9 protein-coding genes are annotated in these 12,613 nt (G+C 53.6%); 6 read left to right on the top strand and 3 right to left on the bottom strand.

What is annotated here, in order from left to right; translation table 11 throughout:
- Positions 1-23: 23 nt before the first annotated feature.
- Positions 24-1,415, top strand: a complete 1,392-nt coding sequence (gene tilS / locus RUDLU_RS0103865; RefSeq protein ID WP_019987036.1) for a tRNA lysidine(34) synthetase TilS — start codon at positions 24-26, stop codon at positions 1,413-1,415.
- Positions 1,416-1,607: 192 nt separating this feature from the next.
- A complete protein-coding gene (locus tag RUDLU_RS0103860) occupies positions 1,608-3,896 on the top strand; it encodes an OmpA family protein (protein WP_019987035.1) in 2,289 nt (762 codons plus the stop codon).
- A gap of 99 nt (positions 3,897-3,995) precedes the next feature.
- On the opposite strand, the gene RUDLU_RS0103855 is transcribed toward RUDLU_RS0103860, so the two are convergent.
- Positions 3,996-4,784, bottom strand: a complete 789-nt coding sequence (locus RUDLU_RS0103855) for a glucose 1-dehydrogenase (RefSeq protein WP_019987034.1) — start codon at positions 4,782-4,784, stop codon at positions 3,996-3,998.
- 80 nt (positions 4,785-4,864) lie between these two features.
- Complete coding sequence (locus RUDLU_RS0103850; protein WP_019987033.1) at positions 4,865-6,565, bottom strand: hypothetical protein; 1,701 nt, start codon at positions 6,563-6,565, stop codon at positions 4,865-4,867.
- A 562-nt stretch (positions 6,566-7,127) separates the two neighbouring features.
- Here RUDLU_RS0103850 and RUDLU_RS0103835 point away from each other — a divergent pair.
- Positions 7,128-8,822, top strand: coding sequence for a sodium:solute symporter family protein (locus tag RUDLU_RS0103835; RefSeq protein ID WP_019987030.1), 1,695 nt, complete (start codon positions 7,128-7,130; stop codon positions 8,820-8,822).
- A gap of 178 nt (positions 8,823-9,000) precedes the next feature.
- Here RUDLU_RS0103835 and RUDLU_RS0103830 read toward each other — a convergent pair whose 3' ends face one another.
- On the bottom strand, positions 9,001-9,900 hold the full coding sequence (locus tag RUDLU_RS0103830) for a DUF2911 domain-containing protein (RefSeq protein WP_027302734.1): 900 nt from the start codon (positions 9,898-9,900) through the stop codon (positions 9,001-9,003).
- 68 nt (positions 9,901-9,968) lie between these two features.
- Here RUDLU_RS0103830 and RUDLU_RS0103825 point away from each other — a divergent pair, with 68 nt between their 5' ends.
- From RUDLU_RS0103825 to RUDLU_RS0103815, 3 genes are all read left to right on the top strand, one after another.
- The gene (locus RUDLU_RS0103825; RefSeq protein WP_044129339.1) at positions 9,969-10,547 is read left to right on the top strand and encodes an NUDIX hydrolase; all 579 of its coding nucleotides are present in this window, start codon (positions 9,969-9,971) and stop codon (positions 10,545-10,547) included.
- Positions 10,548-10,651: 104 nt separating this feature from the next.
- Positions 10,652-11,095 carry a hypothetical protein gene (locus RUDLU_RS28620; RefSeq protein ID WP_019987027.1) on the top strand — a complete coding sequence of 148 codons (444 nt, stop codon included), beginning with the start codon at positions 10,652-10,654 and terminating at the stop codon, positions 11,093-11,095.
- Between the two features lie 115 nt (positions 11,096-11,210).
- The gene (locus tag RUDLU_RS0103815) at positions 11,211-12,611 is read left to right on the top strand and encodes a sulfatase family protein (protein WP_019987026.1); all 1,401 of its coding nucleotides are present in this window, start codon (positions 11,211-11,213) and stop codon (positions 12,609-12,611) included.
- Positions 12,612-12,613 lie beyond the last annotated feature (2 nt).

The following is a 12,613-nucleotide window of genomic DNA, read 5'->3' as shown; positions in this document are numbered from 1 at the left end:
CGTGTCTGCTCGTACCTTTACCGATGCAAAGCTATGTCAATAAACGCGTATCGGCCATGTATGATTCGTTTTTAGAGTTTATTAACGATCAGCACCTCTTTCAACCGACCGACCGGGTACTGCTGGCCGTAAGCGGGGGGCTCGACTCCGTTGTGATGACCGACCTGATGGTTCGGGCGGGTTTCGCAGTCGGCATAGCACATGTCAATTTCGGTCTGCGCGGGGCCGACTCAGACGCCGACGAGGCCTTTGTAACACAACTGGCCGTTGGGTACAACCGGCCGTGCCACACCATTCGGTTTGATACAACGTCGGTGGCGCGCGAGCGGGGTTTGTCGGTGCAGGTGGCAGCCCGTCAACTCCGGTACGACTGGTTCGAGGCTGTGGCCCGCGAGCATGGTTACACCTGGATTGCCACGGCTCACCATCAAAACGACGTACTCGAAACCTTGTTGCTCAACCTGGTGCGGGGTACCGGATTGGCCGGGTTACGCAGTATTCCAATCCGGCAGGGGCGCATTGTCCGGCCACTCTGGTTTGCCAGTCGGGAAGAGGTTCGGGTGTACGCCCAGGAACGTGGTCTGCCCTGGCGCGAAGATGTCTCCAACATGAGCGATAAATACGCCCGAAACCGTCTGCGGCATCAGGTGGTACCCGTGCTGGAAGCTATCAACCCCCATTTGATCACCACTTTTGGCCGCACCGTAGAGCGGCTGAGGGCGGCCGAGTCGCTCCTAAACGAGACGCTCGCGGCATCGTGGCAAGCCTGCGCCCGCGAATCGAGTGGAATGTGGACGATTGATCTGGAATGGCTACGGGCCCAATCAGAGTGGGCGTTTCGACTGAGCGAATGGCTCAAACCGTTTGGGTTCCCGTATGGTCAGGTGCAGGAGGTGGTCCGTGTGGTTGAAGCAGGTCAGAAAGGGCAGGTGTTTCGGTCGGCAACGCACGGACTGTGGCACGACCGGGCCGGGCTGATGGTGGCTCCTTTATCGGTCGAGATACCGTATGATTTCCCGCTTCCTTCAGGAGAGACCGGTACGTTGTTGCTGCCCGACGGTCGGCAAGTGAGCTGGTTTTACCAGGAGAGCCCGGACCGCTTTGTTCCGCCAAACGAGCCAGATGCGTCTGTGGGGTATCTCGACGCCGACCAATTGGACCAGCCTCTGCATATTCGGTCCTGGCGGCAGGGTGACCGATTCCGACCGCTGAATATGCAAGGCACCAAACTGGTGAGCGACCTGCTCAACGACCGGAAAGTGTCATTGCCCGAACGCGCCCGGACGGCCGTACTTACGGCGGGTGATAAAGTGGTTTGGGTGGTGGGGCATCGGTTGGCACACGAGGTCCGAATAACCGACTCTACCCGGCGGATACTGGTTGTTCGGTTACAGAATAGCGAATCTAAACGCTAATTTGTGTAACTTTAAACCCCTTTGTACTAAGCCGTAAACTCATTGTTTTAAGGTGTAAACTACCGTTAGGGGGCTGTGGAGGGCGAATCTGGGATGTTTTCGGAAGTTTATAAACTATTTACCCTAAGTCTGGCACTGTATTTGTTTGGTGACGGGTGGCCCATACTCCTAAACGGTAATTTAAGTTAAGCCATGAACCGATCATTACTCATTGTGCTGTTGCTGGCTGGTTTTCTGACCGGAGCACATTCTCTCCGGGCGCAAAGCGTGAAACTGCGGGCTGCTAACAAGCAGCTTGAAAGCTTCAGCTACATCAACGCCGTCCGCTTGTACGAGGATTTTTTACGTACAGACAAGCAAAAGAACGCTGCCGAAACCCGTGAGGCATTGACCAATCTGGGTTTCAGCTACCGGAAATTGCAGGATACCCGTAACGCCGAACGGGTGTATGGCGAACTGGTCAATAAGTACACGGATCTCAATAGCGAGATTTATATGTACTACGCCCAGGCCCTGGCTGCCAACGGCAAGTACCGGGAATCGCAGAAAATGTATAGCAAGTACGGTGAGCAGCAGACCCAGGATTTACGCGGTCGGCGGTTTACGGTCTCTTATATGGACGTGGGTCGTTTCTTCCAGGACTCATCGTCGTACAAAACCTACAGCTTACCCATCAATACCCGGCAGGCCGATTTCAGCCCAATGTACTACAAGGGCGGTATCGTGTTTGTGTCGGCGCGCGATGAGGGCGGTCCGCTGAAACGGGTGTTTACCTGGAATCAGACCCCTTTCCTCGATTTGTACTACCATGCCGACACCACTGAGATTCGGGCTCCGAATGTCGATATGCTCCGTCAGCCCAACACGGCGGTGCTGGGTGGCGGTTCGCCGTCGGCAACCAAAGCGCCCGAAATTGCGGCTCCGGTAGAGCAGAAGCTGTCTAAAACACAGGAGTTTAGCCGGACGCTGAATACCAAATACCATGAAGGCCCGATGACATTTTCGCGGGACCAGAAAATGATTGTATTCACCCGGAACAACGGCAGCAAAGGCAAGACCGGCAAAAGCAACGACGGGGTGCGTAAGCTGAAGTTGTATTCAGCTATCAACGAGAAGGGAAACAAATGGTCGAACGTGCGGGAGTTACCTTTTAACAACAAGGAATATTCGGTTGGTCACCCGGCTTTCTCGCCCGACAATAGTAAAATGTACTTTGTGTCGGATATGCCCGGTGGCTTTGGCGGAACCGACCTATACGTGGTCGAATACCGCAACGGTGAGTGGGGCACGCCCGTTAACATGGGTAAAGACATCAATACGGAAGGTAACGAGATGTTCCCCTATGCCGATGAGAACGGTAATCTCTACTTTTCGTCGGATGGGCACGAAGGCCTCGGCGGGCTCGATGTTTTCTTTGCCGAGCTGAAAGATGGTGTCGCGTACAAAGGGGTTGAAAACGTGGGGGCACCCATCAACTCTGAGAAGGATGATTTTGGTATCATCACCGACAAGTACCGGACTTCAGGGTATTTTAGCAGCAACCGGAAAAAGGGCATCAGTGACGATGATATCTACAGTTTCCGCCGGAACTGCCGTGAACTTAAAATTCTCGTGTTCGACGCGAAAACTAACGCACCCATTGATCAGGCCGACGTGCGCATTGTGCGTAACGGAACCAACCTCGACCTGCTGCTGACCGACCCGAAAGGCGAAACCAAGCTCTGCCTGGATGCCAACACGGAGTACGAGTTTAAGGCGGTGAAAGAAGGCTACGCGCTGAATACGGTTCGGTTCTCAACTCTGACTCAGTCGCCAAAGCCGGTGATGAGCGTAACCATTTACCTCGACAAGAGCGAAAACAGCATTGTCCGTGGAGTGGTGAAACGGGAAGTCGATCAGGTGCCGGAGCAGGGCGTGAAAGTGACCCTCCGCAACGAACGCGACAAGTCGGAGCGGACTATCGAAACGGGTCCCGACGGTGGGTACGAGTTCGACATGAAGCCCGGTGCACCGTACACCATTACGGCCTCGAAAAACAAGTATGCCACTAAGAAAGTACAGTTGCCCAAAACCAAGACGCCTAAGGTTGTCACCGATTCACTGGGTCTGTATGGCGAGGGCGACGTATTCCAGCTCAAGAATATCTACTACGATCTGAACAAGTTCTTTATCCGGCCCGATGCCGCTCGCGAACTCGAACACGTGGTTAAGATCCTGAAGGAATACCCAACCATGAAAATCGAACTTCGCTCGCATACCGATGCGCGTGCCAGCGATGCCTATAACCTGAAACTGTCGGAAAACCGGGCGCGTGCCGCCATGGACTACATTGTATCGCGCGGCATCAAGCCGAACCGCCTGGTAGCCCGTGGTTATGGGGAAAGCGAAATTCTGAACGGCTGTATCGATGGTACCGATTGTGCCGACGCAGATCACCAACAGAACCGACGCACCGAGTTTAAGATTCTGGCGGTGCAGTAGAAAGGAAAAAGAGTAAAAGGAACAGGGAGAACGTAGCTGACGCGAGCAAAATTCTGCAAGTCAGCCACGTTCTCCCTGTTTTTTTGTGTGCTGTCGATTTTAAATTACGGTTCCGCCGTCGGCGTAGAACAGGCTACCCGTTGTGTACGATGAAGCCGCTGAGGCCAGAAAGAGAGCCATTGGGCTGATTTCGTCTGTAGTACCCATCCGGGCAATGGGGAGCCGTTTGGTGAAATGGTTCAGGATTTTTTCATCCTGCCAGAGCGCCTGGCTAAACTTGGTTTTGATCAGGCCGGGACAGATCGCGTTGACCCGAATTCCGTCGGGGCCCCACTCTTTGGCCAGTACCTTGGTAAGCATGTTGAGGCTTGCTTTGCTGACGCTGTAGATACCCAAACCGGGGTCGGGTGTGTGGCCGGCAATACTGCTCATCATAATAATACTGCCCCCTCCGCGGGCCTTCATGCTGGGGTAACAAAGCTTGCTCAGCTCAAATGGCGCTTTTACGTTGGCCTGCATGATTTTATCAAACGCAAGGCCATCGCAATCGAGCGACGGGCCAAATACGGGGTTAGAGGCTGCGTTGTTGACCAGAATGTCGATGCCGCCGTAGGTTGCAATTGCCTCATCAACGAGGTTTTTTAGCTGATCCATGTCGCCAACGTGCGCGGCCACACCCGTAGCCTCACCTCCCTGTGCGATAATGTCAGCCGCGAGGGCATCGCAGGCTTCCTGTTTGCGGCTACTGACAATTACCCTGGCGCCAAACCGGGCAAAAACACGGGCAATATCTTCGCCAATGCCTTTACTGGCTCCGGTGATAATGGCTACTTTTCCGCTTAAGTCGAATAATGCTTTTTCGGCGGCTTGCGTGGTCTCCGAATTCATAATGCTGGTTTATGTTTGTTTGCCCGAAAGATAAGCCCAAAAGGCAAACAGAACATGCATAACGGGCCGGGGTTGGCTTCTCACCGCATGGCTGTCACGGGGCGGTCCTGCGGGAAACGGTCGGCTCGCACAAAGATTGCTTGCCCTTCGACCACCGCCTGTAGCCGGTACTGGGTGTGTAAATACCGTTTTAGGCAAGGGTAACGCGCCATCCGAAACCGTGTAGGGTCGGACAGAACAAAGCTGGCTGGCCCCGTTGCATCAACGATCCAGACCGGCTGGTTTCGCTTCAGATCCTGCATGTATTTAGCCAGATACGCCGACTGTAACGAATGGTCGACAGCCGAGCGGAAGGAGTGGTTTTCACTAACACCCTGGGCGAGCTGAGCCTCTACATAGTACGTTGTATTCCAGCCCCAAACGGCCAGTTGGTCGCCTTCATGTGCGTGCCTGCGCAGGTACGCGCCCACGGCCGAGGGCGGAGACGTACGATTGTGCAGGGTGGTAGCCAGATAGGGATTATACAGAAATGGAGCTACGCCATACGTCCACATGGGCAAAAGCGTGGCCAGCTGCCCAATCACGTACAGCCCCATAATGTAGTTGACCCGGTTACGCGAAAAGGCAACCGCAAACGCGGTGCTCACCAGCCAGGTTACCGGCAGAACAATAAAAAGCAGGTGGTGATGGAATTCGGTACCCGGCGCAATGGCTACGTAGAACGACCCCCAAAGCCAGATAACCAAGGCCCAAGCTTTTGCCAGAGCCCCCTTGTTCAACCAGCGACGCCAGGCGATTGCCAACACCACGGCGCTCGAAAGACCCAGACAAAACAGGTACCGCACCGTTGGTTCTACCCACAGAAAGTGAGGTAGGTTACTCAGCTTCGTCAGTATTGATCGGTGCGTGGGCAGGCCCAGATGCTGCTGCAGCTCATGGTAGTTGCTCAGGTTGGCCCGGATGTAAAACGTCCAGAAATTATCCCAGACTCCGAAGGCAAGGCAATAGCCAACTACCAGAAAACTGGGCAGAAGCCCACCAGCTACAAAAATTAAGGCCGCCCGGCGGTTACCATTGAGTAACGGTTTTCCAGAACACAAAAGAGATACAACCAGACAAAGGGCTAACAGACCGACCACCGGGACTGCCTGTAGCTTGGCAAATGGGGTGAGCCCGGCGAGCAATCCGGTCCAGAGCCAGGATAAAGCCGACAGGGGAGACGAAGTGGTAAGCAAGCGCATCCATTGCCACCACAACACTGCAATGAGCGGTAAAGCCACCAGTTCGCTGCTGTAATGTACGAGATCAAAGTGCGTGGCAAAGGAGAAAAATGCCGTGCTAATGAGCAACCCTACATAGGCCACGCCCGCACTGAACCGCACCGACAACGCCTTGTAAAAGAAAAAAAGGCTGATCAGAATCAGAATCAGACCCGTAATGCGGGCCTGCAGATAGCCTGTCTCAAACCCAAACAACGATGGCCAGGTCAGCACAAAACTGGCCAAAGGACCGGTGGTGGTACCATCAACCGACTCCCAGAATCGTGGATGTTTGGCCAGTGTCAAACCCTGCGCCAGTAGCTGACTCTCATCGGTGTTGAGCTGAGCGGAATACGTGATACTGGGAATTCGACCAATCAGTAAAAGCAAGCCGGGCACCACAAGTGCCCAGCGCGAGCGACTTCGGGTCGACTTGAGCTGGTTAGCTGCTATACCCGATCCAGCCAGAAACAGCCCGACGAATACCGTAGTAAAGACTGCCAGAATAACAGGAACTAACATGCAAATTCAGTGGAACACATTGGCCACGTATGAGTTTGTTAGATGAATTTAAGTATAAAAATTATACTAATTAAATACATATAATTTGTTTGTATAATGGTCTTAGGGTGCTTACTTAGTAATTTAATCTGGGTTTTAGGCACAAGCGCCTTGTTGGGCATTTAAGCGCGTCTTTGTATTATCTTCCAAGAAAGCGAGTGTGTAAATTTTAATCCTGGCAACGTGAAAGGGGGGAGAAAAGCGGCTGGGCAGACAGGTTACAAACAACGGCTGATGGAATGGTTTTTGTGTATCAACCTAAAAATTGCGGTTTGTGAATTATTTTTTGTGAGTCTGATCAAGTTTGTCGTTTATGTATTCGGGGAGTTACTCATCCGTTTCTCCTTTCCTGCCTGTGCCTTTTTGTCTATTTTCGCCCCTCATTCCCTACAGCCTACCGTATGAGCCCTCGAGATCCCGATCTACCTCCCTTTGTCAACAGCTGGCGCCAGTTATATACCATTGTACTGGGTGCGCTGGTGGCTGAGATTATTATTTGTTACGCCCTAATGACCTGGCTTTCATGAGTACACTTGACTGGGGCGTTCTGGGTCTTACCCTTACGGTTATCATTGTTTACGGCATTTACCGGAGCCGGGGCAATCGGAATATGGACGATTACCTGCTGGCCGGAAACTCACTGCCGTGGTATCACGTGTGTTTGTCGGTGATGGCAACGCAGGCCAGTGCGGTTACGTTTTTGTCGGCACCGGGTCAGGGCTTTTCCGACGGAATGCGCTTTGTGCAGTTTTATTTTGGTTTGCCATTGGCCATGGTCGTGCTCTCGATCACCTTCGTCCCGATTTTCCACCGGCTCAAGGTGTACACCGCCTACGAGTTTCTGGAAGGCCGTTTCGATCGGCGGGTGCGTAGTTTCACGGCCATTCTGTTTCTCATTTCGCGGGGTCTTTCAACGGGCATCTCGATTTACGCACCGGCCATTATTCTGTCCACTATTCTGGGTTGGAACATCTACCTCACCAACCTCATTATGGGGGGCATCGTACTGGTTTACACGGTTACGGGTGGTACCAAAGCCATTTCGTACACGCACCTGCAACAGATGCTCATTGTGACGGGTGCTATGGCCGTAGCCGGGTATATCACGGTGCATATGTTGCCCGACGGCGTAGGCTTTACCGATGCCCTGCAGGTGGCAGGGAAGGCCGGGCGGATGAATCTGGTCGACCTGGAATTTAACCCCGAAAGCCGGTACAATATCTGGTCGGGACTGATTGGCGGCTTCTTCCTGCAACTCTCCTATTTTGGCACCGATCAGTCGCAGGTAGGGCGCTACCTTACGGGGCAGTCGGTGGGGCAAAGTCGGCTGGGCTTGCTCATGAATGGTATGCTCAAAGTACCCATGCAGTTTCTGATTCTGCTTGTAGGGGTGCTGGTCTTTGTGTTTTACCAATACCGTGAGTCGCCCATTTTCTTCAACACCCAGGAGACCGATAAGCTGCGCAACAGCCCGCACGCGCAGGCATACAACCTGCTCGAAATTAAGCATCAGCTGCTCACGACAGCCCGGCAAAAAGAGGTGTTAAACCTGCAGGAAGCTCTCCAGACTGACAACGAAACGGGCGTCGAATCGGCCCGTAAAGCCTTGCTCGATGCCGATGCGGCCATCAAAACCAACCGGGATAATGTGGTGAAACTGATCAAGAAAAACAATCCCACGGCCGACACCAACGATACGAACTATGTTTTTCTCCGGTTTGTGCTCGACTACCTGCCGCACGGGCTCATTGGGCTACTCATCGCTGTGATTTTTAGCGCGTCGATGGGGTCCATTGCGGCTGCGTACAACTCGCTGGCCTCCACTACGGTCGTTGATATTTATAAGCGCAGTTTGCGCCCCGGTGCCAGTGATGCGCATTACGTAGCCGCGTCGCGCTGGGCTACAGTAGGGTGGGGTGTATTTTGTATTGTGGTTGCTCAGTTTGCCAACCGAATGGGCAACATGATTGAGGCCGTCAATATTCTGGGGTCGCTGTTTTATGGGGTTATCCTGGGCATTTTCGTCGTCGCGTTTTATTTCAGGAACATCGGCGGTCGGGCCACCTTTCTGGCCGCGGTCATTGGCGAAATACTGGTTGTGGTTTGCTGGCAGTTGAATCTGATGGCATTCCTATGGCTCAATGTGGTAGGCTGCGTTCTGGTAGTGGGTATCGCCTGGCTCATCGAACAGTTTAAAAAAGAAGTGCCCGAGGCATAGCGACACCCGTTTGAGCCGTCAATGTCTGGCTGAGATCGATAAATGAAAAAGGATAGCCCAGTTACGGGCTATCCTTTTTTTCGTACAGATTATGATTCCTGAGTGGCTTGTGCGTTCGGGATTTATCGTAGTCCATAAGCCGCAGACCGGCTCGCTTTCCTCCCAACCACTCGGCTAATTAGCTTTTCTTCTTCTTGCCTTTAGCAGCTGGCAAAGCAACTGGCAGTTTTGAGGTGTACTCGGTTACGCCTTTGGCAATGGCATCTTTAAAGAACGGGAAGGCAGCATCGCCCGACGTCTCCCCCAAGCTCAGGGCCTTCTGTGCCAGGGGCACTGCTTCGGCAAACTTGCCCATTTTGGCCAGAATCTGAGCCTTCAGCCACACATTGCGGAAGGTCTCTTTCATGCCGATTGACTTATCGGCCCACGACAGTGCCTGCTCCAGGTTGCGGCCTTTTGAGAGGTTGTAGCCCGCAGCGGCCTGCAACACGGCTGGGTCTTCGGGTTTGTCGGCAACGGCCTTGTCTACGTTGGCTGATGCATTGGCAGTTACGTCGACACCCAGCTTAGCGGTTGCCTTCGCGTTACCAAACACGATATTCATGTTGGCTGTGCTGTCGGTTACGTCGCTGAAGTTGATGGTAAACGTTTCCGTTTTTTCAGCAGCCGGAGCTGCGGCAATCTGAACACGCAGGGCGTCTTCTTCCTGCTTATAGTTTTGCTCGGTTACCGATCCGTTTTTGCTGAAAATAAGCGTCCACTCGTTCTGGTTGGGAATCGAGAGCAGCGCGTACGAACCAGCGGGCAATTTCTGGCCACCTACCGTCAGGTCGGTTGTGGTGTTGAAATTGGTAGCCGCGTTGGCACCGGTACGCCATACTTTACCATAGGGAACAAAGGCGCTCGTAAACGGCTCGCGGCCTTTGAGGCTGGGGCGCGAATATTTTACCGTAATATCGGTAGTGCCAATAGTTTGCATTACCGACGCACCGGGGCTCGGCTGAGGTAGACGGATTTGAGCGGTGGCCAATTGGGCCGCCAGGCAAAGCGTGGTTGCTGAAAGAAGTAATTTACGCATGATGTTAAACACGTTTTGGATAAGCCAATTACGGCGCGAAATTGCATTTTTTTTCTATAACTGTGACAATGCACCGTCAACCATTGCTTACCCAGCTGCGCCGGTATCAGCCAACCGACCCGCACGAACGAACTATGTGGCTCAACACCATTGCTTTTGTTGAGGAAAACCCCGATTGTTTTGAGCGATCACTTTCGGTAGGGCACGTTACGGGGTCGGCCTGGATTGTGGCCCAAAACCCGACCCAGCCCGATCGAACGCAGGTGGTCTTGATTCATCACCGGAAACTCGATCGCTGGTTTCAGCCGGGCGGGCATGCTGATGGTAACCCCGATATTCTGGCCGTGGCCCGGCAGGAGGCTCAGGAAGAAACCGGCCTGACTCAGCTGACGGCTCTCGGTTCGGCCGATGACACACCGGAAATTTTCGATGTCGATGTCCATCTGATACCAGCACGTGGCACAGAACCGGCTCATTTTCACTACGATATTCGGTTTTTGTTCCGGGCAAATCCGTTGGAACCCTTCGTGCAGTCAGGCGAAACAAAAGCTATATGTTGGGTAGATTTACAAGATATCATTCGTTATACTACCGAAGAGTCAATAGAGAGAATGGTCAAAAAGACGAAGGTTTTGCTGTGTTTTTAAAAGGAAATAGAAAAAATACCTGCTAACTAAAAGAATAGTTATGTTTTTGGTGGTTATAATTGTGTAAACGCTCGAAAGGGCATGTACAACAAAACCACAGGAACATGAATAGTCAAACGAAAGAGGCAACCCTCCGGACCTTCGTTTGGCGTGCGGTGGGATCGTTTTTCCTCGGCGCGGTTTTTCTCTCAACAGCTTTTGCTCAGCAGGAGACCAAACTGCAAAATGATCCGACGTACTCCACTCGAAACTATAAACATCCGAACAAAGCGGCCGCAGCCAAGGCGTGGGAGTCGGAAATTACCCTGGGTCGTCAGGAACGGCGTCAGGTACGAATGGGCGACTACAAACGGTCGGCCAATACCGAGCAGGGGGCAACCCGGCTCACCTTTACGCCCCGCCGGAACCGGAATACCAACCCGGAGATGGTAGCGGGATACAACTACAAAAACCCGCGCCCTCAGGTGGCCAATAAAGAATCGCGCAAGCCAGCTAAGCCCATAGCGATTGTCCCGGCCGAAGAGAGCGAAGTGCCAACTGGAAATTAAACCGGGCTAGCATACCCTGTTTAGGACGTAAACGCCTGAACTGTTCATAGATTTGCCGAAGGGACAGCGTATCATTGCGCTGTCCCTTTTTAGTTTTGGGGTAACTAACTCGTCCATGCGTACCCGATTCCTTCTCTCCATTCTGTTTTGTAGCGGCTGGATAGGTTTGACCGCTTTTCAGACCCAATCGCGCCCTAAACCCCGATCGCTCCGCCCAAACATCCTGTTTATTCTGGTCGATGACCTGGGTTTTGGTGACCTATCGTGTTACGGGGCCAACGATGTAAAGACTCCGCATATTGATAGCCTTATTCGCGGAGGAATGCGGTTCACGAGCTTTTACGCCAACAGCCCGGTTTGTTCGCCGTCGCGGGCGGCTTTGCTGTCGGGCCGGTACCCGGAGCGAATGGGCGTGCCGGGCGTTATCCGCGACGATACCACAAACAGTTGGGGGTATCTGGCCCCCGGCCGGCTGCTACCCGATTATCTGGCCGAACAAGGTTACCACACCGCTCTGGTTGGCAAATGGCACCTGGGGCTGGAGCCTGAAAACCACCCCAACCGGCGTGGCTTCCGCGAGTTTTACGGGTTTCTGGGCGATATGATGGATAATTACGTTGAGAAAAAACGGAATGGCCAAAACTTCATGCGCCACAACCGGGAGGTGATTAACCCACCCGGTCATGCAACCGATGTGTTTACCAATGCGGCTATTACCTATCTGAACGGACAGGTTCGGCAGCGTCGGCGGGCCAATGACCCTCCTTTTTTTCTGTACCTCTCTTACAACGCCCCGCACGATCCGCTACAACCGCCGGCGGCCGATCTGGATCGTGTGACCCGTACGCGTCCCGGTATCGACCCCACCCGGGCGAAACTGGTGGCCCTGATTGAACATCTGGATGCAAACGTCGGGCGGGTATTGGCTGCTCTGCGGGCCAATGGGCAAGACCGGAATACCTTGGTCGTGTTTACGAGTGACAATGGCGGCTGGGGGCCAGGCAAAGCCAACGTCGGCGGGTACCGGGGTGTCAAGGGCACGATGTACGAGGGCGGTCTGCGCATTGCGGCCGGGGTACGCTGGCCAGCTGGTATTCGGCCCCGCACCGAATCTGATCGGCCATTGCTGCTGATGGACTGGATGCCAACACTGCTTCAGTTGGCAGGAGCGCCCGTGCCAACAGGCATTCAGGGGCAGTCGTTTGCTGGGCTTATTACCGGAAAAGATACGTTAGGCGATCGGCAAAGGCCACTTTATTTTGTTCGTCGTGAGGGGCATGATACCTACAAAGGATTGCAGATTCATGCCGTGCGGCAGGGCGATTTCAAGTTGCTGCAACCCACGCCCTTTGCCCCGTACGAGTTGTACAACCTCCGCGCTGATCCGTACGAGAAGACCAATTTGGCCGATACCGACCGGCCTATGCGCGAACAGCTAACCCGGCAGCTAATGGAGCATATCCGACGGGGCGGGTCCGTGCCCTGGCAACGCCCGGCCGGTGTGGCCCGACAATAAAC

Source organism: Rudanella lutea DSM 19387 (genome assembly GCF_000383955.1).
GTDB classification, from domain to species: Bacteria; Bacteroidota; Bacteroidia; order Cytophagales; family Spirosomataceae; genus Rudanella; species Rudanella lutea.
The sequence above is the reverse complement of the archived record's forward strand: the minus strand, read 5'-3'. Positions and strand labels throughout refer to the sequence as shown.

Coding starts and splice junctions, on each gene's coding strand:
- tilS (WP_019987036.1), top strand. CDS start 24: ATGCAAAGCTATGTCAATAAACGCGTATCGGCCATGTATGATTCGTTT.
- RUDLU_RS0103860 (WP_019987035.1), top strand. CDS start 1,608: ATGAACCGATCATTACTCATTGTGCTGTTGCTGGCTGGTTTTCTGACC.
- RUDLU_RS0103855 (WP_019987034.1), bottom strand. CDS start 4,784: ATGAATTCGGAGACCACGCAAGCCGCCGAAAAAGCATTATTCGACTTA.
- RUDLU_RS0103850 (WP_019987033.1), bottom strand. CDS start 6,565: ATGTTAGTTCCTGTTATTCTGGCAGTCTTTACTACGGTATTCGTCGGG.
- RUDLU_RS0103835 (WP_019987030.1), top strand. CDS start 7,128: ATGAGTACACTTGACTGGGGCGTTCTGGGTCTTACCCTTACGGTTATC.
- RUDLU_RS0103830 (WP_027302734.1), bottom strand. CDS start 9,900: ATGCGTAAATTACTTCTTTCAGCAACCACGCTTTGCCTGGCGGCCCAA.
- RUDLU_RS0103825 (WP_044129339.1), top strand. CDS start 9,969: ATGCACCGTCAACCATTGCTTACCCAGCTGCGCCGGTATCAGCCAACC.
- RUDLU_RS28620 (WP_019987027.1), top strand. CDS start 10,652: ATGAATAGTCAAACGAAAGAGGCAACCCTCCGGACCTTCGTTTGGCGT.
- RUDLU_RS0103815 (WP_019987026.1), top strand. CDS start 11,211: ATGCGTACCCGATTCCTTCTCTCCATTCTGTTTTGTAGCGGCTGGATA.